The 24,569-nt window shown below is 41.6% G+C and carries 18 protein-coding genes and 1 tRNA gene; 15 read left to right on the top strand and 4 right to left on the bottom strand.

All coding sequences use genetic code 11. From position 1 onward, the window contains the following. Positions 1-367: 367 nt before the first annotated feature. The 8 genes from B2107_RS13740 (at position 368) to B2107_RS13705 (ending at position 10,345) form a co-directional block, all read left to right on the top strand. Positions 368-853, top strand: a complete 486-nt coding sequence (locus B2107_RS13740; protein WP_293956221.1) for a DUF4385 domain-containing protein — start codon at positions 368-370, stop codon at positions 851-853. Then, on the top strand, positions 840-980 hold the full coding sequence (locus tag B2107_RS13735; RefSeq protein ID WP_293956220.1) for a DUF2256 domain-containing protein: 141 nt from the start codon (positions 840-842) through the stop codon (positions 978-980). Before B2107_RS13740 ends, B2107_RS13735 begins: the two co-directional genes overlap by 14 nt. Positions 981-1,071: 91 nt before the next feature. Continuing rightward, on the top strand, positions 1,072-1,314 hold the full coding sequence (locus B2107_RS13730) for a DUF3253 domain-containing protein (RefSeq protein ID WP_293956219.1): 243 nt from the start codon (positions 1,072-1,074) through the stop codon (positions 1,312-1,314). A gap of 577 nt (positions 1,315-1,891) precedes the next feature. After that, positions 1,892-3,349: an IPT/TIG domain-containing protein gene (locus tag B2107_RS13725; RefSeq protein WP_293956218.1), complete on the top strand. Its 1,458-nt coding sequence runs from the start codon at positions 1,892-1,894 to the stop codon at positions 3,347-3,349. A gap of 11 nt (positions 3,350-3,360) precedes the next feature. Continuing rightward, positions 3,361-6,474 (top strand): SusC/RagA family TonB-linked outer membrane protein, encoded by a 3,114-nt coding sequence (locus B2107_RS13720; RefSeq protein WP_293956217.1) that lies wholly within the window; start codon positions 3,361-3,363, stop codon positions 6,472-6,474. A gap of 11 nt (positions 6,475-6,485) precedes the next feature. Then, the gene (locus B2107_RS13715; protein WP_293956216.1) at positions 6,486-8,543 is read left to right on the top strand and encodes a RagB/SusD family nutrient uptake outer membrane protein; all 2,058 of its coding nucleotides are present in this window, start codon (positions 6,486-6,488) and stop codon (positions 8,541-8,543) included. 15 nt (positions 8,544-8,558) lie between these two features. Next, positions 8,559-9,542, top strand: coding sequence for a DUF4973 domain-containing protein (locus B2107_RS13710; protein WP_293956215.1), 984 nt, complete (start codon positions 8,559-8,561; stop codon positions 9,540-9,542). 56 nt (positions 9,543-9,598) lie between these two features. Next, on the top strand, positions 9,599-10,345 hold the full coding sequence (locus B2107_RS13705; RefSeq protein ID WP_293956214.1) for an aspartate/glutamate racemase family protein: 747 nt from the start codon (positions 9,599-9,601) through the stop codon (positions 10,343-10,345). 102 nt (positions 10,346-10,447) lie between these two features. Here the strand turns inward: B2107_RS13705 and xseB are convergent, their stop codons facing one another. Further along, complete coding sequence (gene xseB / locus B2107_RS13700) at positions 10,448-10,669, bottom strand: exodeoxyribonuclease VII small subunit (RefSeq protein WP_293956213.1); 222 nt, start codon at positions 10,667-10,669, stop codon at positions 10,448-10,450. 40 nt (positions 10,670-10,709) lie between these two features. Then, positions 10,710-11,996 (bottom strand): exodeoxyribonuclease VII large subunit, encoded by a 1,287-nt coding sequence (gene xseA, locus B2107_RS13695; RefSeq protein ID WP_293956212.1) that lies wholly within the window; start codon positions 11,994-11,996, stop codon positions 10,710-10,712. Positions 11,997-12,225: 229 nt separating this feature from the next. Here xseA and B2107_RS13690 point away from each other — a divergent pair, with 229 nt between their 5' ends. The 3 genes from B2107_RS13690 to radA all read left to right on the top strand — a co-directional run bounded on the left by B2107_RS13690 (position 12,226) and on the right by radA (position 16,636). Beyond that, positions 12,226-13,950: a serine hydrolase domain-containing protein gene (locus B2107_RS13690; protein ID WP_293956211.1), complete on the top strand. Its 1,725-nt coding sequence runs from the start codon at positions 12,226-12,228 to the stop codon at positions 13,948-13,950. Beyond that, the gene (locus tag B2107_RS13685) at positions 13,947-15,107 is read left to right on the top strand and encodes a dipeptidase (RefSeq protein WP_293956210.1); all 1,161 of its coding nucleotides are present in this window, start codon (positions 13,947-13,949) and stop codon (positions 15,105-15,107) included. Before B2107_RS13690 ends, B2107_RS13685 begins: the two co-directional genes overlap by 4 nt. Positions 15,108-15,250: 143 nt before the next feature. Continuing rightward, a complete protein-coding gene (gene radA, locus B2107_RS13680) occupies positions 15,251-16,636 on the top strand; it encodes a DNA repair protein RadA (RefSeq protein ID WP_293956209.1) in 1,386 nt (461 codons plus the stop codon). A 185-nt stretch (positions 16,637-16,821) separates the two neighbouring features. On the opposite strand, the gene B2107_RS13675 is transcribed toward radA, so the two are convergent. Continuing rightward, a complete protein-coding gene (locus B2107_RS13675; RefSeq protein ID WP_293956208.1) occupies positions 16,822-17,505 on the bottom strand; it encodes a peroxiredoxin family protein in 684 nt (227 codons plus the stop codon). Between the two features lie 72 nt (positions 17,506-17,577). Between B2107_RS13675 and B2107_RS13670 the strand changes: the two genes are divergently transcribed. Together B2107_RS13670 and nagB are read left to right on the top strand one after the other, a co-directional pair. Continuing rightward, positions 17,578-18,726 (top strand): methionine aminotransferase, encoded by a 1,149-nt coding sequence (locus B2107_RS13670; protein WP_293956207.1) that lies wholly within the window; start codon positions 17,578-17,580, stop codon positions 18,724-18,726. 144 nt (positions 18,727-18,870) lie between these two features. Then, complete coding sequence (gene nagB, locus B2107_RS13665; protein WP_293956206.1) at positions 18,871-20,799, top strand: glucosamine-6-phosphate deaminase; 1,929 nt, start codon at positions 18,871-18,873, stop codon at positions 20,797-20,799. A gap of 135 nt (positions 20,800-20,934) precedes the next feature. Here the strand turns inward: nagB and B2107_RS13660 are convergent, their stop codons facing one another. After that, positions 20,935-23,451, bottom strand: coding sequence for a family 20 glycosylhydrolase (locus B2107_RS13660; protein WP_293956205.1), 2,517 nt, complete (start codon positions 23,449-23,451; stop codon positions 20,935-20,937). A 140-nt stretch (positions 23,452-23,591) separates the two neighbouring features. Here B2107_RS13660 and B2107_RS13655 point away from each other — a divergent pair. Beyond that, positions 23,592-23,663: transfer RNA gene (locus B2107_RS13655), tRNA-Glu, on the top strand. Between the two features lie 200 nt (positions 23,664-23,863). Beyond that, positions 23,864-24,502, top strand: a complete 639-nt coding sequence (locus B2107_RS13650; RefSeq protein ID WP_293880070.1) for a carbonic anhydrase family protein — start codon at positions 23,864-23,866, stop codon at positions 24,500-24,502. The last annotated feature ends 67 nt before the right edge of the window (positions 24,503-24,569 follow it).

Raw genomic sequence — 24,569 nt, 5'->3', positions numbered from 1 at the left:
AGAAAGTAGGAATTAATAGGGAGTTAGTGATGAAAAAGTGCCCTGAAGTGATATCGCTACCCCCCCGTCGGACAGCCGTTGAAACCGCCTCTGGGTTTCTTTTAGAAACGTTTAAGATGGTTGGCACCCCTTGCACTGTCGAGATGCCCGTATATCAACGTTTTGGTTATAGAAACTGATTTTGTCTTCAAAAAAAATGAGCAGAATCAAAATATGATAGCTCTAGCCAAACTATTTGTACCGACACGAAGTTTTTTACATAACTAAATAGGGGTAGCTTTATGAAATGAGCATAATATAGTGAACATAAATATGCACAAAACACACAGCCCTATTAAAAGAAAGGTAAAAATCTAAAAATATACATATGAGCATCCCAAAGCCGAGCTACCTGAACTTTGATAAAAACGACTACCCCTGGAAGCCCAATATTGATTATCGCTCGAAACCAGACGAATACCGAGTTGGTAAAGGAGAACAGGGGGTGTTGATCTGTGAGCCATATAAATCGGAAATTGGTCAGCATTGGCGCTTCAAAACTGAGGCCATTGCCGAGGAGAGCAGTGAGAAGATTTTCAATTTATTCGAGGATTATCTAAAAGCGGATGACTTTGTTGGAGCAGACATGGCACGCAAATATCTGCAGATGGGATACACGCGTGCACGTCGCTACGCCAACTATAAAGGAGGGAAAAAGTACGATAAAGAAGATGATTATGCGCTATTGGAACGTGGAACGGGTGATAGGGAGAAGGCTGCAGCAGCAGAAGTGTTCTATAAACGATGGAAGCAGGCAGAAGCCAATGTGCAATACGGTTCGATGAAAAAACAATGGAAAGATGAAAGGGGTTAAAAAGCAAAATCTACCGCAGAAGATTTGCGCGACCTGTGGAAGGTCATTTACCTGGCGTAAAAAATGGGAGAAAAATTGGGAGGACGTCAAATATTGTTCAGAGCGATGCAAAAGAAAGAAGACATAGGAACCTTTATACCTACGCTGCAACATACTTAAAAACGATACCTAAAGTGTTCAATTAAAAACTTCAAGAAGCTTTTGTCTGTTACTACACTATGAAGCAAGAGGCAATAATTGAAAGCATCTTATCAGCTGCCGAAGCCCGTGGTCGCGAAAAGACATTCTGTCCTTCTGAAATTGCTAGGGAACTTTTTCCAAAGGATTGGCGCGCACATATGCAAGAAGTTGTTGATGTAGCAATTTCATTGCAGAAGCAGGGAAAAGTTTTGATCACCCAAAAGGGAAAGTCCATTGATATCAATCATATCAAAGGCCCTATTCGTATAAAAAAAAGTTAGCGGAAGCAAACTCAATCTGCTTCTAGAATGACCCATCGCTGAAGAGAATGTAGTCATGATACAAATCCGCATATTATTGAGATAATTCTATCCTATCAGAATCGTTACAATATCTAAATTTGATTAATCAATTATAGAAAGAAGAACCTTAGAGAAGCATTTAAAAAATCGAGTTATAAATTAATCATCCGTCGTCTTTGTGAAGACGCTAGTGCAGACCTTGGGAAAGGTATTGTTGGAGGTCAACATGAATTGCGGAAATCAAATAGAAAATTATTAGAACTATAAACTTAAAAAACCAGAAGACTTTGAAACTATTGTCGTAAAGTCTTTTTTTAGCTTATGATAGCTAATACCATTTAGCTTTTTAGAAAATAACCAATTATGTATACGTCAAAATTAAGCGTTCGCCCAATGATGGGGCGGGCATCAATTCGTTCGTCCTAAAATTACCCTAGAATAGCTGTTATGTATTGCTGAAAAGCGAAAGAATATGTATCAGATCGGTGAGTCTAGGATTCATGGAAGGTGATATACTCATGTTTATAAAAATAAACTCTAATCAATTAACAACCTTATGAGAACTAAACAGATAGCTGCTAATAATGGATTCCTAAATCGGTTGATTTGGACCATTACAGTGCTTATTTTGGGCTTTGGAAGCTGTAAGAACGACAATGTTGGCAGTATTTCAGAAGGGATGCCCTTTGATCCTTCACAACCGGTTGTTGTCTCGGACTTTGCACCTAAATCAGGTGGTATGGGGCAACGGCTGGTGATCTACGGAAAAAATTTTGGAAACGATCCAAAAAATGTACAGGTATTTATCGGGGGCAAAAAGGCTGTGGTGATCAATGCTCTGGGTGAATATCTTTATTGTCTGGTACCAAAACAGGCGTTTAAAGGGGATATCGAAGTGCGCGTGGGCGCTCAAGAAAAGCCCGTTATCGGTAAGGGACAAGAGCCTTTTGACTATCAGCGTAAATTGGTGGTGTCGACGCTGGCAGGTTATCGAAATTCACGTGGCGATGAGCCTTGGAAAGACGGGAAGTTTAAAGATGCTGATCAGACCAAGATGGCAAGTGGTTTTTGGCTTTCTTCTTTTATGAAGTTTGATCCGCTAAACCCCAAGCATCTTTGGATGACCTTCGATAATAATAATGGCCTATACCTGATCAATTTCGAGGATAGCACAATTACTAAAAAACGTTCGGATTTTGATCGTCCTCGTAGTGTCGACTTTTCTGTAGACGGCAACTATATGATTGTTTCGCAGGACCGTGGTGGGGAAAATGATGAATCTACCTTGTTGTTTTCGCGAGCAAGGAATTTCCTCGATAAGGAAGTCCTGACAAGAAGCAAACAATGCAATGGTGCATCCATTCATCCCGTCAATGGTGAAATGTACTTTAATAGCTACGCGAAAGGGGAATTTTACCGCTTTGACCTCAATCAATATTTCACAGATAAGACAACAAAGGCAGAGTTTCTATATGTTATTCAGGATCCACAATGGGAGTACCGGGCTATCATTCATCCCAGTGGAAACTATGCTTATATCTTGGTGATCAACCAGGGTTATATGATGCGTGCCGATTACAATTGGGAAAAGAAACGTTTTAACCAGCCTTATCTGGTTTGCGGAAAAGTTAGGGAATCGGGGTACAAAGATGGTGTGGGTTCGTCCGCTCGTGTCAATGAACCATACCAAGGTGTATTCGTGAAAAATCAAACCTACGTAGAAGCGGGAAAACCTGATCAGTATGACTTTTATTTTACGGACCAGATGAATCATGCGATTCGTGTGCTTACACCAGAAGGGGCTGTAACCACATTTGCAGGTCGGGGAAGCTCAAGCCTCAATGGCAACCCTTATGGTTATGTCAATGGCGATTTGAGAGAGGAAGCGAGATTTGACCGCCCATCGGGAATCGCTTACAATGAGCAAGAAGGAGCTTTTTATATTGGCGACCGCGAGAATCGACGCATCCGTAAAATCGCGTTAGAGGATATGGATGAAAATAACCAAGATTAACCTGTGATAAGATGATGAATAAAATAGTACTTACATGTATGTTACTCCTCTGTGCCACTTTCAGTGCGCTGGCACAGGATGTTTTGGAAGTAACGGGTGTCGTTGTGGACGCCCAAAAGGCACCAATTGTTGGTGTCAGCATCTTTGTGAAGGATGCGCCGGGGTTAGGAACAACAACAGATAATAAAGGGAGTTATCGGATAAAAGTAGAACGATACAAGACGCTGGTCTATTCATCTGTTGGTTACAAAAAGCAGGAAATACTGGTAAAAGATAATCGCGTTATCGACGTGACACTGAATGAATCGGAGACCAGTGTGCTCGATGAAGTTGTCGTAACCGGGACAGGTACCCAAAGAACACTGACATCGACTGCCGCAACCAGTAGTGTTGACGTCAACGCTATGAAAGGAAATCCAACATCGAGTATCAGTAATGCTTTAATTGGAAATGCGCCCGGAGTTTTAGGTATGATGCAATCTGGTCAGCCAGGAAAAAATATTACCGAGTTTTGGATCCGCGGTATTTCAACCTTTGGTGGAGGGGCTTCTGCTCTTGTTTTGGTTGATAATATTGAGCGGAATATCAATGACATCAATATCGAAGATATTGAAACCATTAATATCCTGAAAGATGCCGCTGTGACCGCAATCTACGGTTCCAGAGGGGCAAATGGTGTCGTTTTAATTACAACAAAGCGCGGTAAAGATGGTAAGATCAGTATTAATTTTAAAGATGAGAATATCTATAATAGCCGTACCATTACACCTGAATTTGAAGACGGCGTTACCTATGCTAATCTATTGAACGAGGCACGTATTACACGAAATTTTGCCCCGATTTATCAACCTGAGGAATTGGAAATACTACGTTTGGGATTGGACCCGGATCTCTATCCCAATGTAAATTGGAAAGATTTATTGCTCAAAGACGGCGCGATGACTTACCGGGCGAATCTGAATATGACAGGCGGTGGAGCCACAGCACGTTATTTCCTTTCGGGAAGTTATATCGATGAAGGTGGTATGTATAAGACCGACGAAACGCTACGGAATGATTACAATACCAACGCAAATTACAAAAGGTATAATTATCGGTTGAATACAGATATTAACGTAACCAAAAGTACCGTGTTAAAAATAGGTATTGCCGGCTCTCTCAATAAAAGAAATAGTCCAGGTTTAGGTGATGATGATTTTTGGGGTGTGTTATTCGGATATTCTCCCATTCGCACGCCGGTAATCTATTCAAATGGTTATGTTCCTGCGATTGGAACAGGAAATCAGACCAATCCTTGGGTAGTTGCTACACAGACAGGATACAATGAAAATTGGCAAAATAATATACAGACCAATATTTCTATTGAACAAAATTTTGACTTTATAACTAGAGGGTTACGTTTTAGGGGAATTATTGGATATGATACCAATAACGATAATACGATATCCCGACGCAAATGGCCTGAGCAATGGCGGGCAGAACGCGCCCGTGATGAAAATGGAAATTTGATCTTTACGCATATTTCAAACCCGCAAGAGTTATATCAGGCCAGCAGTGCCAGTGGCGAGCGACGCGAATTTTATGATATGATGTTTAACTATGATCGTAGTATCGGGAATCATACTGTTGGCGCCGTAGCCCGTTTTACCCGTGACGCACTTATTCGCACAGTCAATCTTGGTGATGATATTAAAAATGGAATTGCAAGAAGAAATCAGGCCTTAGCTGGCCGGGTAACTTATAACTGGAAGTCGCGTTACATCGCTGATTTTAATTTTGGCTATAATGGTTCGGAAAATTTTGCTCCGGGTCGACAATATGGTTTTTTTCCTGCGGTTTCTGCAGCCTGGAACATCGGCGAAGAGCCATTTGTGAAAGATAATATTTCGTGGATGAATATGTTCAAGATCCGGTACTCCTGGGGAAGAGTAGGTAACGATCAGTTATCCGGTGGCGCACGCTTCCCTTATCTATCGACAATCAGTGAAATCGGACGTTTTGAAAACCAGGTATGGATTCCTGAAGGGGGGTATCAGTGGGCAGACTATGGTTTCGACCGATACTATGGCGGAATGAAATATAGTCAGGTATCTTCCTCTAATGTGACCTGGGAGATGGCGACTAAAAAGAACCTGGGATTTGATCTGGCGCTTTTTAAAGATAAGATAGTTGCTAATTTAGATTTCTTCAATGAGGAGCGTACGGGCATATATATGGCTCGAAATTATTTGCCTGCGCTAGTCGGATTAGAATCTGTACCAAGCGCGAATGTGGGAGCGGTAAAATCAAGAGGTTTTGATGGACGTCTACTATATAACCAGAAAGTGGGCGAAGTCAATTTAACTGCCAGAAGTAATATTACCTATAGTAAGAATGAAATCACGGAGATCGATGAGGAATATAACGTGTATGGCTATCAAAACCAAAAAGGCTATCGGGTTGATCAGGCAAAAGGACTCATTGCTTTGGGGCTATTCAAAGATTATGACGATATCCGTAATAGCCCGAAGCAAACATTTGGCAACTATCAGCCGGGCGATATTAAATATAGGGATGTTAACGGCGATGGCATCATCGACGACGGTGACCGTGTTGCTATTGGAGCGACCAGACGTCCGAATCTAGTTTATGGTGTAGGGGCGTCAGCAAGCTGGAAGAACCTGGATATTAGTGTGCACTTTCAGGGATCTGGTAAATCGACGTTCTTTACCTATGGGAAAACAGTCTATGCGTTTAGTGAAGGTGAATGGGGACAAGTGTTGAAGGGGGTAATGGGCGATAACCGTTGGGTTTCGGCTGATATATCCGGAGATCCATCGACAGAAAACCCGAATGCTTCTTATCCGAGGTTGAGTTATGGTCCTAATCCAAATAACTTTAGAGAGTCAACCTTTTGGTTGAAGAATGGGCAATACCTTCGTTTGAAAACCTTGGACATCGGGTATACCCTGCCCAAGCAAATGACCAACCGGATAAAAATCAATAGCATCCGTTTGTTTTTAGTTGGTTCAAATTTGCTGACCTGGTCAAAATTCAAACTTTGGGATCCGGAGCTAGCGACGCCGAGGGGCGAAGATTATCCATTACCTAAATCGTTTACATTTGGTATCAATGTCAACCTATAAAATCAAGAAAGATGCAAAGAAATAAAATATGCATGGCCATGTTGCTTGTGCTAGGAGCAAGTTTTGTCTCATCCTGCAAAAAGGATTATTTGAAATCGGATCAATATTTTAAGGATCGACTTAATATAGAGAAGACCTTTAAAAGTAAGGTATATTCGGAAGAATGGTTAGCGCATGTATTTGAGGAGTTTAAAGGCGAGAATGCTGATGTTGCCAGTAAAGGCATGACGCCGCATTGTTTTGCGGACGACATGTATTACGGTGATCGAGATAGAGATTATGATCCCTCAAAAAATGAGCTCTCCTACAATATGTTCAAAATGGGCCAATATACTGAGAGTGACAAGCAGGGCACATGGACGCAATCCTACCGGGGCATTCGTAATGCGTCGACCTTCATTCAGAACATATACATGAACAGTGAGATGTCGGCAACTGAAATTTCGGATTATCGTGGGCAAGCACGATTTGCACGGGCTTACCTTTATTGGCTGCTGCTCCGTAAATATGGCCCCATTCCGCTGTTGCCGGATGAAGGACTGGATTATACCGATAGCTATGATGATCTGGCGATTCCGCGAAGCACCTATGAGGAGTGTGCAACCTATATCAGTGATGAATTGCTACAGGCAGCTAAAGAAATGGAGTCTTTAGGGATGAAGCGCGGACAAGACGGCTCTGCTCGGCCAACTGTTGGGGCGGCTTTAGCTGCTCGTGCCAAAGTGTTACTTTATGCCGCTAGTCCATTGGCCAATGGTAATAACTCCGGTTATGCAGCATTATTGGTCGATAAACAGGGCAAACGCTTGCTTTCCGCAGAATTCAAGGAAGAGAAATGGGCGAAAGCTGCAGCTGCCGCACGAGACGTAATCGAGCTCGGCGTGTATAAGCTTTATACAGCACCTTTTCAGGAGACTGGTGACGATGCCACCGTCAAACCTCCTGAAGATCCCAATTTTTCAGCTAAAAGCTGGCCCGAAGGGTGGGCAAATATTGACCCCATGAAATCATATGCACAGGTTTTCGACGGTACGTTGTCTGCCTCAGGCAATCCTGAACTGATATTTACCCGTGGTAGCAACCAGCCCAACGAAGGGATTGACCAAATGGTTATTCATCAATTGCCGCGCTCGGCGACAGGATGGAATACCCATGGACTGACACAGAAACTCGTTGATGCGTATTATATGAGTGATGGTACAGATGTACCGGGTAAGGATAAGGAAATAGGTCGAGGTAATGGCTCAAACAGAAGTACGGGATATGTTACTCAGGACGATTATAATGCAAGAAAATACCGACCACTGCGTGCAGGTGCTTCTCTGCAATATGCGAATCGTGAACCGAGGTTTTACGCTTCAGTAGCTTACAGCGGAAGTTTTTGGACGCTGCTGAACGAGACAAAAGAGGAAAACCGTAACAAGCAAGTGTTTTATTATAGTGCAGATCCCAAAGGCAATGGCTTTAACTCCGCCAATGGATATTGGTTGCGTACAGGTTTTGGGGTTAAAAAGTTTGTTCACCCGAGCGATACTTACGAAGGTGGTGTTGGATCACGTGTGGTTCCCAAGGCAGAGCCTGCAATCCGTTACGCGGACATATTATTGATGTATGCCGAAGCACTGAATGAATTAAGCGGTTCTTTTACCATTTCATCCTGGCGTGGGGGAAGTTATACGATAAGTCGTGATATCGCTGAAATGAAAAAAGGTATTCAGCCTGTACGGATCCGCGGTGGAGTTCCCGATTACGCTGAAAGTGTATACAGCAGTAAAAATGAACTGCGTCGTACCATCAAGCGTGAACGTTTCATCGAACTGATGGGCGAGGGACAACGTTATTATGATTTACGCCGCTGGATGGATGCTCCAGTGGAAGAAGCCTTACCGGTTTATGGCTGTAATGTCTTGATGAATGAAAAAGAACGTGATCTCTTTTACCAACCGGTTGCGATTTGGACACTGAAAACGACCTTCGCAGACAAAATGTGGTTTTGGCCAATCAGCCATACAGAACTTAAACGCAACAAGAATTTAACACAAAATCCTGGTTGGACTTATAATGATTAATCAATTATAAAATTTATGAAAAAGTCAGCTATACAGCTTTTGTTCCTGATGGTGTTATTCGCCTGCAACGCCTGCAACGACGAATGGAAAGAGGAGCAATTTGAACATTATGTCTCATTTAAAGCCCCTTTGGAAAGTGAGGGAGTCGCCAATATTTATGTCCGTTATAAAGACGGACAAAAAACTACGTTTTTACAGCCGCTGGAAGTGAGTGGATCGACAACAAATGATGGGGATCTTGACGTACGTGTAGGGGTGGATGCAGATACCCTGGGCATATTGAATTACCAACGTTTTCAGACCAGGCAAGACTTTTACTACAAACAGCTGGATAACAGCTATTTTTCTATTCCTCAGACAGTGAATATAAAATCGGGGGAAAATACAGCATTGATGGCTATTGATTTTTCGTTGAAAGGAATTGATATGGCCGAAAAGTGGGTGCTTCCGCTGACGATTTTGGAGGATCCTGCTGCTAAATACAAAATCAATCCCAGAAAACATTATAAAAAAGCATTACTACGTGTCAATCCATTTAACAATTATTCAGGAACGTACAGTGGGACAGCGTTAAAAGTTGTGATGGATGGGCATGAAAGTGAAACACCGATTGTGAAAAGTCAAATAAGAAGCTACGTGGTTGATGAAAATACCATTTTCTTTTATGCGGGGAATATTGATGAAGATCGTAAAGACAGAAAAAACTATAAAGTCTTTGCAACGTTTAATGAAACAGGCGGAGTGACCTTTAGAGCCGAAAACCCAAATATGAAGTTTGCTGTAAAAAAAGATGCGAGTTATACTATTTCGGAACAAATGGATGCTGTTCGTCCTTATTTATTACATCGTTATATTACTTTAAACAATGTCGACTATGAATTTACCGATTATACCTTAGTTTCTACTACAGCGATCAAATTCAAGGTCTCTGGGTCATTGATCCTTGAGCGGCAGTTAAATACACAGATTCCTGATGAGGATCAATCGATAGAATGGTAATTTCTACAAACCATTTTTGATGCTATTGGTTATATCTTGGATATAAAAATAGCATTATGATTGGTATAGTAGGTGGACTTGGTCCTTATAGCGGCCTAGATATTACAAAAAAAATTATTGATGAAACAGCGGCAAGATCCGACCAGGAGCACTTGCCGCTATTATTGTTCTCTTGTCCTCATTTGATCCCTGATCGGAAAGCGTATTTATTGGACACATCCAATGAAAATCCCGGAAAGGCCATCGCATCGGTGTTACGGAAATTGGAAATAGCGGGCGCGACCATAGCGGCAATTCCGTCAAATATCGTACATGCAGAGCCTATTTTTTCTTTCGTTAAAGCGGAAATTGCGCGCACAGGAAGTGCATTGCAACTATTGCATATTGTGCATGAGACCGTGCAATTTGTGCACGAGAACTATCCTGATACTATGGTGGGTGTTATTTCTACTGCAGGAGAGCAGTTATATAGTTTATATCGAGCGGCTTTTATTGAAAAGGGCTTTGATGTCGTCACGCCAGAAGGAACGGAGCAAGAAAAGGTAAACAATGCAATCTATGATGCTGAATATGGAATAAAAGCACAGCCTGTGCCGATAGCCAATAAGGCGAGGGAGGATTTATTATCGGCCATGGATGACTTGAAGAAAAAGGGAGCACAAGTCATTATCTTGGGATGTGCAGAGTTACCTTTGGCTATTCCGGAACGAGATCACAATGGTATGATTATCATAGACCCGAATAGAATTTTAGCGCGTGCGCTCATTCGTGCGGTCGCTCCGGATAAATTAAAGCCATTGTAATCCACCCTGCTGAAAATTGTTAAGTTATGCACCTGCATTACAGCCAACAAAAATAAATGTTGGCTGTAATGCTACTTTGCCGACTTTCAGATCTTGCAGAAGCTACTCTTGATCATTGGTCTCTTCTGCTGCTGATATTTTCTGTAATAAACTATTCACTTCGTCCTCTGTCGCCGTTAATTTGGCTTTACAGACCTGAATAAGGTCTGAGGCTCTTTTAATCTTTTCGGCCAGTTCATCAATGTTTGTTGAACCATTCTCAATTTCCCTTACAATAGTTTGTAACTCGTTAAAGGCATCTGTGTAGGTATAATTCTGTTCCATTGTGCTATGCTTTCTTTAAATTTTTTTACCAATTGCTAAATTATGCACCGTCTTCGTCTAATTCCTGTTTTGAAAATTTATCCGTCGCTGTGCTTAGCAATTCTCCATCTTCGAGTATGGTTTGTATGACATCGCCGGGTGATACTTGTGTAATCGACTGCAGCAGTTTTCCATTCACCTTGGTAATTGAAAAACCCTGTTTTAATAATCGAATTGGATCAGCCAGCTGAATAATTCGCTCGGTATGCGCCAGCGCTGTCTTGTGCTCGTAAAAGCGCAATTTTATCAAGGCGCTAAGCTCATGCTGAAATTGCTGAAGGGCCGTTCGAGTGGTTTGTATTTCTCTTTTTCCGACCCATTGAATATGCGTTGCCGTTTGAGATAGCACGTTGCGCTCTTCTTTAAACCGAGTAGCTATAAGTTGCTGTATTCGCTCTGCTGCCTTATCGACCGGAATAGCGAAATTGTGAAACTTTTGGATCAAAAAGTCGGCGAGCTCACTGGGTGTGATCGCATTCTTATAAGCGACCATTTCGCTGACCGTATAATTTGTTGAATGTCCAATGCCGGTTAATACTGGAATGGGAAACATCGCGATAGCCCGAGCCAGTAAATAGTTATTATAACTAGAAAGACCGACTTCACCACCTCCGCCCCGGATAATGGCAACGACATCGTACAAACTGATTTTTTCGCCAATAACGGCAAGTTGGTTGATAATAGAAGGCACAGACTTGTCACCTTGTAATAATGCGGGAAAGAGTGTGCATTCGATGCGGTAACCCCAAGGGTTTTGATTGATAATCTTGTAAAAATCAGAAAGCCCTTTGCTCGTTTCCACTGAAATAATCGCCAGTCGCTTCGGAACAGCCGGGAAGTTCAACAGTTTATTCGACTCATAGATTCCTTCTGCCTTCAACTTTCGAATGCTGTCCAACTTCTCCTTTTCAAGTTCGCCTAATGTAAATGTCGGATCGATGTCGACGATGCGCAGGCTCAATCCGTACATCGGATCATAGGATATACTTGCCTGAAATAACATCGTAATTCCTTCTCGTAACGGTTCCTGGGCAATCTTGAGAAAACTGTTGTTGATACGGTGGTAATCGGTTTTCCATAAGATCGACCGCATTTCAGCGACAATCTTACCGTCCTGCTTTTCGACTAACTCGGGATAACAATGGCCAGAATGGGTATAATGATTGAGCTTGTTCATTTCCGCTTTAATCCAGTACAAACTCTTATACCGTTCTGCAAGTGTCTTTTGGATACTGCGGCTAACTTCCAGTAAGGAAAATATGGTTTTATCTTGAATCAATTCTGGCATTAGTCAAACTTACAGAAAAAACCTTCAGGATGCAATCTGCAACTGAGTAATCAAAGATTAGTTGAAATTCGCTTAAAGATTCTTGTGCCACTAAGGTTAAAACAAAAAGGCATTTTAATCCAGAGACTCGTTTAACGTAACAAAATTGATTTTTTTTAACCTCACTGTATTCCTTGTTCATTTAATTCGTATTTTTATTTGATAGAACCTAAAAAATGATAAAAGCAGAATGAAAAAAGGACTTTTTGGGGTGTTATTTGCAGGTTTGTTCTGCATTAGCCCTCTGTTTGCTCAATATAAATCTACTATTAAGAATGAAACGATACTGTTTAATAACCGCGATCAGTTGCTGCCTTTGAAAAATCTAGATCGGCTTCGCATCGCTGTTGTTGTTCCCAATGCAGTAAAATATAGTGTGTTTACAGAACAGTTAGCCCGTTATGCGGACACTAAAGTTTTTGATTTTAGTAAATTTGATGAAAATATAAAATACTATAATACTATTATTGTCGCTGGAAAGGAAGACGACTTGGATGCAGATTGTCTCGCCCAGTTGAAACAGGCTGTATTAAACAACAAGAAAGTCATCCTTTGTCATTTTTTCGAAAATGAAAAAAGCAAAAAGGGGCTAACTGAGCGCATGTCGTCTGACTTGATCGAACTATTAGCCCCGTTTTCAGAAACTGGACAACGTCACGTCGCAATGTCAGTTTTTGGTGGAGTCCCAATCACTGCCGGTGATGTCAAAACTACACAGACAAGGCTGCAGTACGGCTCTGCGTCAAGCGCTCATCTGAATCTGGGGAAATTGACCAAGAAAATTGATGCTATTGCCCAAGAAGCCATTGATAAGCAAGCGACACCTGGAGCGGTTGTCATGATCGTTAAAGATGGACAAGTTCTGCTGGAGAAATCTTATGGATTCCATACCTATTCCAAAGATATTCCAACAAAAACAAATGATATTTTTGATCTGGCATCTGTCAGTAAGATTGCCGGCACAACACCTGTCATTATGCGCCTTACTGAGCGGAATGTGATTAATTTGGATAGTACCATGGGGCATTACCTTTGGCAGGCAAAGTATACCAATAAGAAGGATATCAAGCTTCGTTCCGTCATGTTGCACGAGGCCGGTTTTACACCCTTTATTCCCTTTTATAAATATCTTAAAGCTGGAGACGTTGTTTCAGTTCCAGGTGCTAACCATCAAGTAAAAATGGCGGACAATAGCTATATCCTCAACAATTATTACCGTGATTTCATGTGGCCAGAGATGTTAAAATCTCCGGTAAAGCCCACAGGAAACTATGTATATAGCGATATCAGCATGTATGTCATGAAGGAAGTTGCAGAACATCAGACTGCTGAGCCACTTCAAGATTACGTCCAGGAAAACTTCTATAGGCCATTAGGGATGAAGCGCGCTGGTTATCTTCCAAGAATACGTTTTGCTAAAGATGAAATTGTTCCTACGGAACAAGATACGTCTTTTCGGAAAACATTGTTAGAAGGCTATGTACACGATCAGGGTGCGGCAATGGCGGGGGGTATTGCCGGGCATGCCGGACTATTTGCTACCGCAAACGATTTGGCAATCTATGGGCAGCTGTTATTAAATAGAGGTGAGTATGGTGGAGAGCGTTACTTTAAAACGGAAACAGTTGACTTATTTACATCCAGGCAATCAACAAGCAGTCGCCGGGGATTAGGTTTTGACCGTTGGGATCCCAATCCTAAAAATGAGTATCCATCGAAGTTCGCTAATAGCTCTGTCTTTGGTCACACAGGCTATACAGGAACATGTATCTGGATTGATCCGCAGAATCAATTGATTTATATCTTTTTGTCCAATCGGGTACACCCTCAGGTGAGTACCAAGCTTTTGGATCTGAATATCAGAAGCAGAATTCAGGATGCTATTTATGAATCGATCAATGAAAGTCAACGATGATCAAGAGCCTCATGTTGCTAGGGCTAGCTATGACAGCAGGGAATACGATTGGATATTGCCAAGACTATAAGCAGCTTCATCGCGATCTGGTGGTCGTAGATGGACACAATGATGTGATCTATGAATCCATTTTTCATGGGAAAGATATTGGTCAACGGTTAAAGACAGGTGCTACTGATTTGCCGCTGTTGCGGGAAGGTGGTGTCGATGTGCAGGTATTTGCGGTATGGTCCGATGATGCAAAATGGAAAACTGGCGCATTCAAGCACGCAAATGACCAAATAGATGCCTTGGAAAAAATGATTGCGGCAAATACCGATAAAATAAGTCTGGCAAAGTCATCACGAGATATCGATTCGATATTAAAAACAGGGAAAATTGCCGCTTTGATCGGTGTGGAAGGTGGAAATATGATTGAAGAAAGTCTTGATAATCTTGAGCGATTGTATGCCCGTGGTGCCAAATATTTAACCTTGACCTGGAACTATAATTTGTCTTGGGCAAGTTGTGCCGCGATGGAATCGGATGATATGGATTCTAAAGATAAAGGGTTGACGGAGATAGGTCGAACAGTTATCCGCAAGATGAACGAACTGGGCATGATGGTTGATTTGTCCCATAGTGGCGAACAGACCTTTTATGACGTGCTGGCTGTATCGACGAAACCAATCTTGGTTTCCCATAGTAATGCCTATGAATTATGTCCACATTTCCGAAACCTGAAAGATGCACAATTGGAGGCGCTGAAGAGCAATGGGGGTGTGGTTGGTGTAAATTTTTATTCGGGTTTTTTGGATCCTGCCTATGATGTGAGGCTTACGAATTTATATCGAAGTAAATTTGGTGATCATGGGACATCAAAACTGAGTACTTGGTCTATGTATGAAAACTTGCCAAAGGAGCTTCAGCGACAGGCGGATGCTCCATTGTCGAAATTATTGGATCATATCGATTATCTGGTCAAAAAAGTTGGTATTGATCACGTTGCGGTAGGCTCAGACTTCGATGGCATAGAATCCTCACCGCAAGGTCTGGAAGATGTTTCTAAGTTTCCGCTATTGACTAAAGCACTGCTGGAGCGAGGGTATTCACATGTGGATATAGCGAAGATCATGGGACAAAATTTCTTGCGGATCTTAAAAGAAAATGAAGAATAAACACTTCTTTTTTTTTAGGTTTTTCAGTAACGTTCCGGTATACATGCCGCATTATTGAAGTATGCGTAATAGCTTGGGTAAGATGTAATGCGTGCGACCATATCAATACGCTTTTAACGGCTATAAATTTGTAAATTCGTAGCATGGCAAAATCAAAATCAGCATACTTCTGTCAAAACTGTGGCTATGAATCTCCCAAATGGATGGGACAATGTCCTTCCTGTAAGCAATGGAATAGCTTTGTTGAAGAAGTGGTCGAAAAAGGGAGTTCAAAAGTCCCCGAATGGCGTAGTTCTACAACTGGTGGCAATACGAAAAGGGCCAATAAAGCAGCTATTATTCACGAAATTGTTTACCAAGATGAGTCTCGAATATCCACGCCTGATCAGGAGTTTAACCGGGTTCTTGGCGGAGGCATTGTTCCGGGGTCACTGGTGCTTATCGGTGGAGAACCTGGGATTGGAAAGTCAACGCTAATGTTACAGTTGGCTTTATCTATTCCACAAGTCAAGACACTTTATATTTCTGGGGAGGAAAGTGAGCAGCAGATCAAGATGCGGGCCGAGCGATTATCACAATCATCCAAAGCGAATTGCTATATCCTGACGGAAACATCCACGCAAAATATTTTTAAGCAGATCGAGACGGTACAGCCCAATGTCATTGTTATTGACTCGATACAGACATTACATTCCGCACAGATTGAATCCGCTCCGGGTTCGGTTTCTCAGGTTCGCGAATGTACCGCAGAATTGTTGCGGTTTGCCAAGGAGACGAGCACTCCCGTCTTTATTGTGGGCCATATCACCAAAGATGGATCGATTGCTGGTCCCAAGGTTTTAGAGCATATGGTGGATACCGTTCTCCAATTTGAAGGCGATCGTCACCATGTCTACCGAATTTTGCGCGCCGTAAAAAATCGCTTTGGATCGGCTTCAGAACTGGGAATTTATGAAATGCAGGGGTCGGGGTTGCGGGAAGTGTCCAACCCTTCGGAGATTATGATTTCGCAACGCGACGAACCGGTTAGTGGAGTTTCCATTGCATCCATGCTCGAAGGGATGCGGCCGATGATGATCGAGGTGCAGGCACTGGTCAGTAACTCCGCATTTGGTACAGCACAACGCTCTTCCACAGGGTACGACACGAAACGGTTAAATATGCTTTTAGCCGTTTTGGAGAAACGCTTTGGCTTTAGGCTGAGCGCACAGGATGTATTCCTGAATATCGCCGGTGGACTGCGCGTGGAAGATCCTGCAATCGATCTAGCCGTAGTCGTAGCGATTATTTCTTCACAACAAGATATACCTATTCGCTCCAATCTGACTTTTGCAGGTGAGGTTGGCTTATCGGGCGAGATCAGGGCTGTAAATCGAATTGAACAAAGAATACAAGAGGCTGAAAAGTTGGGTTTTGATGGTATATTTATTTCTAAATTCAATACCAAAGGCCTCGATGCGAAAAAATATAATATTGCCATTCGGCCTGTTGCTAAGTTAGAGGATATATTCAGTGCCTTGTTTGGTTAGTAGAAGCGCATGTTGTTTGGTTAGTAAATAAGCGCCTAGTAAGGATTACGGGATAGAGTTTACCCATTAGTTTGTGGAGTCCCCCTTTCGCTGTAGTTTTTTTGAGAAACACGGTCGTCGTTAAACCTAAAAAGACCATGCCTTTAAAAGTGCATGGTCTTTTATTTGAATTGATCAGCTATAGGTTACTTTTTCAATACTTCTTTCAATTTTGCACGTAAGGCATCACCGTGTAAATTTTTCGCAACGATTTTTCCATTTGGATCGATCAATACATTCTGGGGAATAGATTTTACACCGTATAATGTTCCGACATCATTCTGCCAACGTTTTAGATCCGAAACATGTCTCCAGTATAGTTTATCAGCATGAATGGCCTTAATCCAGGAGTTGCGGTCCTTATCAAAGGATATTCCCAATATTTCAAAGTTTTCACCTTTGAATTGTTGGTATGTTTTTACAAGATCTGGACTTTCTACTCGACAGTCGGGACACCAGGATGCCCAAAAATCAAGAAGCACATATCTCCCTTTAAAATCCGAAAGTTTGACAGGGTTTCCACTGGTGTCATTTTGGGTAAATGCTGGTGCTATTTTTCCAATTTGCACCGTTTCTAACGTATTTAAATACTCTTGAAACTCTTTCCCTTCACTTGAGTTTTTTACAGTATTACTCAAAGAATTATAAAGTGCCTGCAGCTCTGTGTAAACAGGATCATAACCTCCGACTCTACGCAAGTCAACCAGGGTTGAAATAGAATCGGGCGCAGCCTTAACACGAGCGATATACTCTTCTTTGGTAAGTTCCTTTTTTTGCGCTGATCCGAAGAATGGCAGCATCAAAAAAAGTAGTGTGATGTATTTTATCATATTACTATTCTTATATATATTTACAAATATAAGAAAATCCACTAATTTGGTAGATTAATTAAATGTCAAAAAATGAACTTCAACCTAAGCTCTAAACTTCCCCATGTCGGTACGACGATTTTTACCCAAATGACCATGCTGGCCAATGCGCAACAGGCCTTAAATCTTTCCCAGGGTTTTCCCGATTTTGAGGCTGATCCGAGATTGGTAAAATTGGTTACTGAGGCGATGCAAAATGGATACAACCAATATGCACCAATGATCGGAGTACAGTCCCTACGCGATGCAATTGTCAAAAAATACGATCAGATTTATAACATTGAAGTCGATGCAACGGAAGAATTAACCATTACCTCAGGGGGGACGCAAGCCATTTTTACGGCTATTGCTACCGTAGTTAGACCAGAGGATGAGGTTATTATCTTTGAACCTGCATACGATTGCTATGCACCAACAGTCGAATTGTTTGGCGGTAGGGTTGTGCCCGTCCGATTATTGGCGCCCGATTTTCGGATTGACTGGGATTATGTCGCAACTTTAATGAACAGCAAAACGCGGCTTATCATTATCAATAATCCGAATAATCCAACGGGGAAAGTATTGGGTAAAGAAGAACTGATTAAGTTGGGCTCTGTGTTGGAGGGGACTAGGATCCTATTGCTTAGCGATGAAGTATACGAGCATATTGTGTTTGACGGGGCATCTTCGCAGTCGGTACTGGAAATACCCACTTTACGTGAACGCAGTTTTGTTGTCGCCTCATTCGGAAAGTTGTTGCATACTACTGGCTGGAAAATTGGCTATTGTGTTGCACCACCGCAGCTGACGCATGAATTTAGAAAGGTCCACCAATTTAATGTTTTTAGTGTAAATGCACCCATGCAGTTTGCTATTGCTGAATATCTGGAAGACATTAGTTATGTCAAGGGACTATCCAGCTTTTTTGAGCGTAAAAGAAATTTACTGAAAGATGGGCTAAAGGGGTCGCGCTTTACAATTCTTCCGTGTGAAGGGACTTATTTCTTGAATATAAATTATAGCGGTATTAGCAATGAAAAGGAATTTGAATTTGCTTGCTCCTTAACAACACAACATAAGATAGCGACAATTCCCCTGTCTGCATTTTATAAAGAAGTGACAAATCAGCAGGTTTTGCGCGTTTGTTTTGCGAAGAAAGATGAAACATTAGCAAAAGCGATCGAGATTTTGAATCAAATTTAATGCTATTTGTATGCTAAAAATACAGCTAAAAGGTTTTATTTAAAATATTGCTAAGAAACAATTACTTTATTAAAATTTTACTTCAACTTGAGTCACTAATTTTATAAATTTGTAATTCACGTTTATCAATATACCCATAAAAAAATGGCTAGATTAAATTTATTGGAAGAGACACGCTTCGAAAAAGTCCCTGTGAGCGTCTATCCAGATCAAAATTCAGCTTCGAAAAACGTTGCAAATCGTATAGCTGAAATTATTCGTGCAAAGCAAGAGAAAGGTGAGAAGGCTGTTTTAGGCCTTGCTACTGGTGCCACACCGGTAAAGGTTTACCAAGAACTGATTCGCTTGCATAAAGAAGAAGGTTTAAGCTTTAAGAACGTGATTACCTTCAATCTTGACGAATACTATCCTATGCAACCTGATGCCGATCAGAGCTATGTTACCTTTATGAACAAAAATTTGTTCGACCACGTAGATATCGATCCGGCAAATGTAAATATTCCAGATGGTACCTTAGCGCCTGATCAAGTAAATGCTTTCTGTGCGGCTTACGAGCAGAAGATTACAGCGGCAGGAGGTTTAGATATTCAATTATTAGGTATCGGCCGTACAGGCCACATCGGGTTCAATGAACCAGGCTCTGCGCCTAATTCAGGCACACGTGTGGTCACCTTGGATGATTTGACTCGTCGTGATGCTTCCCGTGCTTTTGGTGGAAAAGAAAATGTACCAACAAAAGCAATTACCATGGGAGTCGGTACAATCTTCAAGGCAAGAGAAATCATTTTAATGGCTTGGACCGAAACAAAAGCTGAGATCATTAAAAAAGCCGTTGAAGGTGAAATCTCCGCAGAGATTCCTGCAACTTATCTTCAATTGTCCGACCATGTTGAATTTGTATTGGATGAAGCCGCAGCTTCGTTGCTGACACGTTTTGATCTTCCTTGGTTGGCAGAAGACGTTACTTGGACGCCTTCGCTCATTAAGAAAGCTGTTGTTTGGTTAGCGTTAGAAATCAAGAAACCCATCTTGAAACTTACTGATGAGGATTACAATGCACATGGTATGGCGAAGTTGGTTACAGAGACTGGCCCTGCTTATAATATTAATATCCGTATATTTAATGAACTTCAGCATACGATCACTGGATGGCCCGGAGGTAAACCCAATGTCGACGACTCCCAACGTCCTGAGCGTGCCAATCCAGCTAAGAAAAATGTGATTGTATTTTCTCCGCACCCTGATGATGATGTGATCTCCATGGGAGGAACATTTATTCGTCTGGCAGATCAAGGACACAATGTCCATGTTGCCTATCAGACCTGTGGTAACACCGCTGTTTGGGACGATGATGTGGTACGTTATCTGGAGTTTGCCGAAGATCTCGCTAAACAGATCGGAGCCGACTCAGAGGCTGTTCAGATTGGCCGGATTTACGATGAGGAGCGAGCAATTTTTGCAACAAAAAAACCGAATCAGATCGACACAGAACTGGTCCGTAAAATCAAAGCATTGATTCGTAAAGGAGAGGCTATCGCGGGAGCTCGTTTGGTAGGATTGCCGGATGAAAATATCCACTTCCAGGATCTACCTTTCTATGATAGACAGAAGTTTTCGAAAAATGTATCTTTCGAAGATGATATCCAGCAGACAATGGAGTTATTGCGTCATGTAAAACCACATCAGGTATTCGCTGCAGGTGATTTTGCTGATCCGCATGGTACACATAAAGTATGTTTTGACATTTTGTTTGAAGCATTAAATAGATTGAGCAAAACAGATGAGTGGACCAAGGATTGTTGGTTGTGGTTATACCGAGGAGCATGGCATGAATATCCAATTCATGAAATCCAAATGGCCGTTCCTTTATCTCCACAAGAAGTTTATCGCAAGCGTTTGGCTATCTTTAAGCACCAGTCTCAAAAAGATTTACCTGTATTCCCAGGCGATGATCCACGTGAATTCTGGGTACGTGCGGAAGATCGTACGAGCGAAACAGCAGCTTTATACGACCAGTTGGGACTGGCGAACTATGAGGCTATTGAAGCCTTCGTAAGATGGAAATTTGATTAACACGTTAGTTCGTATACGCGAGACTATCTATAAAAAAAAAATCCCTGCTTTAAGATCGAAGCAGGGATTTTTTTTATAAAAGCCTTCAGTATTGGTTCAAAAGTACGCTATAAGTAGAATAGGGCACTTTGTAAACTAGTAGCTGATTACATCGCCTGATCGTCCTTTGGCATCATATACTTTAAATACGTATTTCTTTCCAGGCTGGAATGGTATAGGGCCATTCACTATTTTGGATTTTTGTGTTGGTGTACTTCCGTTGTCGCTACAATAGACTTTAAAACCCGGGTAATCGGTATTGATAAGGAGTTGGTTGCCCTCCTTCCTAATTCCAATTTTTGGAAGTCGATAGGTATAGCCTCCATTTATCCTATCCAGTTTTCTCAATTCATCCTCGCCCAGTTTTTTGATAAAGGCAGTATACGATCTACGATACGTAGCTTCGTCAAAAGAATTTCCTTTTTCCCAGGCTTGTTCTGGGGCCCAGGCGCGATCGGCGATGGCGATTAAACGTGGAAATATCATTTCTTCGAGACGCTGGTCAGTAGAGACCTTTTCTGACCATAATGCACCTTTGATCCCGAGGAGATTTTTCTTCCCTTCCGCTGTAAGCTGTTCTTTATTGGTGTATGCTTCTGTTTTAAGATCTTTTCCTGTGTCATCCTTTCTTAAGTTGATGAAGAAATTTTCAGGGGAGAAGGAATAAGTTCTATTCAGATTGACAGTGCCTACCCAACTATGTCCCGGATCTGCAAAGTCACGATCCCATGACATATCCAGGTAGTTATTTGCTGCACTCGTATAAACAACTTTATAGCCTGCATTGGCCAATCGATAGGCGAGGTCTTCCTGTCCTTGTCCGGGCAGATTGTTCCATACATTTAAATGTATGCCGGATTTTCCCAGATCCGCATTTACAACCATGCCATTTCCTTTGTTGCGCATGCCCATCTCTTCCCACCCCGACATCGTCAGTCCTTTTTCTTGAACTAGGGCATTAATCTTGGAAATATACAGCGGCCATACGTCGAGTACATTTGCGATATTATTTTCCTTCATAAAAGCCAATATTTTTGGCGATTTTTCCCAAACACCACTCGGCGTTTCGTCACCTCCCAAATCGATAATTTTCAATGGAACCCCAGCTTGATCGTGTATGGCTTTGATTTCATCGATCACCTTGCTTAGAAAATGATACGTTGATGGTAGCGCAGGATTCATAACATTATCATTCCAGTTTTGTGCAGAGTTGTAAACGGATTTGTCTTCTGCATCATCCAGTAAATATTCTTCTGCTTTTTGCTTATCGCCAAGTTTCGAGTAATGGTCAAAGCGTGCACGCATGGCTTTGATCGCTGCACGAGCATGGCCAGGGGTTTCCACCTCTGGGATCACATCGATGTGTCTTTCCTGAGCGTATTTTAAAATTTCGATATAGTCAGTCACACTGTAGAATTGATGCGGCTTGGTCGTCGCTCCAGATCCATAAGCAGGCTGTATTGCTTTACCATCGTCAAAAATAGCCGAACGGTTGGATCCGACAGCTGTTAGTTCAGGGAGGGATGGAATTTCTAGTCGCCACCCTTCGTCGTCAATGAAGTGGAAATGGAACTTATTCAACTTATAAGCTGCCATGAGATCCAATATTCTTAAAACCTCGGCCTTACTGTGAAAATTACGGGCAGCATCCAGCATAAATCCGCGGTATCCATAGCGTGGGCTATCTTCAATATTGCCGTGCGGTAATGCAATGGATTTTGTAGCTTTATTCCACTGACTATGAGTAATCAATGATTTTAATGATTGAATGGCATAGAAAGCACCAGCTTTATCTGAAGCTTCTATTTTTACACCATCAGCGGTAATCGATAAGCGATAGGATTCGGGTTTTAAGGTGTTAACTTTTACGATTTCAATACCGCGCTGCGGGCTAGTTGAAGCTGTTAGCTTAATACTTGAATATGTTGAAAAGAAATCTGTCAAAAATCTCGCTTCGCTAGCAAATTCATTAGCTACAAAAAGTTTTGTACCTGTCGACACATTAAACTTTTCGTTGATGTTGACACTAATGTGGCTTGGTAAGGGGATGATACTTTGTGCGGTGACACCTTCTAAGAGCTTGTTTTGATCGTATTTATATGCGAAGTAATCTGTTTTTTCAGCTTCCGATTGAGGAGCAGTTTTAACAGCAGAATAATCTGAAATATTGGTGGCAAGCCCAGTCTGGTTATTTTTTAGGTATAGACCAATGGGTCCATCGGTGTAATTGACTAGCCCCGTCGTTATAAAATCGATGTGGACTGTATCTTGCGCATTTAATACAAAATTATTTTTCTGAAATCTGACCTGAAAGAGATCGCCGTTTCGGTGGTCTATCGCAAAACGTTTGTCTACTTTTCCAGGATCAATAGATCGGATAAAATTAAACCAAAGGCTCCAATCGTTAAGTTGAACAGCACTTGTTCCTTTGTTTTTTAAAATTAGGGTGGATACCGGATTTTTACGGATATGCTGTCCTTCCTGAACCCTCCAGGTGATTTGCAGTTGATCTGCGATTGCTCCAGTTTTTTGGGCATAGGCCTCCTGACTTAATAAAGCAAAGCCCAGTCCAGCATAGAGTAGCGGTTTTTTAATTTTTTTAAAATTAGTCATGTTGGTTACTTTTTCAATGACTTTAAATATAGCTATTCTAGCGAGTTAAATCATCTATTTCAAAAAAAATGAATAAAAAAAATAGAATAATTTTGACAGATTTACAAATATTTCTATATTTGCACACCGAAACAGAAAACGGCCCGTTCGTCTAGGGGTTAGGACGCAAGATTTTCATTCTTGAAACAGGGGTTCGATTCCCCTACGGGCTACGAGTCAAATGATTAAAAAAAAGAGCTTGCAATTCATGTTGCAAGCTCTTTTAATTTTAGGACTTTTATTAAATCCTTTACTTTATTCTCGCACAATAGTACAGTGGAAAGAACCGAAAAAATTACACGTATTTAGCCCTGTTGGTAATTAAAATGTAACATATTAATTTTACTTTTAATATTCCAAATAATAAAATCTTATGAAGGCACATACGTACGAAACACAATCGACGATTACACCAGAAAAGGCATTGGATTTCTTAAAGGAGGGAAACCAACGCTTTGTTAATAACCTGAAAGCAAACCGCGATCTTCTCGAACAGGTGAATGCTACACGCGAAGGGCAGTGGCCATTTGCTGTCGTGCTGAGTTGCATTGATAGCCGCACATCAGCAGAACTTATATTTGATCAGGGATTGGGCGATATTTTCAGTATTCGTATTGCAGGAAACTTTGTCAATCAGGATATTTTAGGTTCGATGGAATTCGGTTGCAATGTAGCGGGATCAAAACTTGTTGTTGTGCTTGGTCACACCAAATGCGGGGCATTAAAAGGAGGATTGGACGCTGCGCAGATTGAAGGAATGGGGATGGACAATCTAAACCACTTAATTAATCATTTTGATCCGATCATTAATGAAGTGATAGACGAGGGTGAAGAGCGTTCGTCAAAGAATAGTGAATTGCTTGAAAAGCTCAATCAGCAGAACATTAAACATGCGATCAGAGACATCCGTAGGCAAAGCTCAACTCTACGTAAACTTGAAGAAGAGGGTAAAATTAAAATTGTCGGAGCAAACTATGATGTTGAAACCGGTAGTGTAAGTTGGTTATATTAACGTTAGCATCGGTTTTCGATCATAGTGAAATAGGGACCGCCGTATCTAACTCATGAGAAGTTAGATA

The organism is Sphingobacterium sp. UBA7855 (genome assembly GCA_002500745.1).
Lineage (GTDB): Bacteria > Bacteroidota > Bacteroidia > Sphingobacteriales > Sphingobacteriaceae > Sphingobacterium.
The sequence above is the reverse complement of the archived record's forward strand: the minus strand, read 5'-3'. Positions and strand labels throughout refer to the sequence as shown.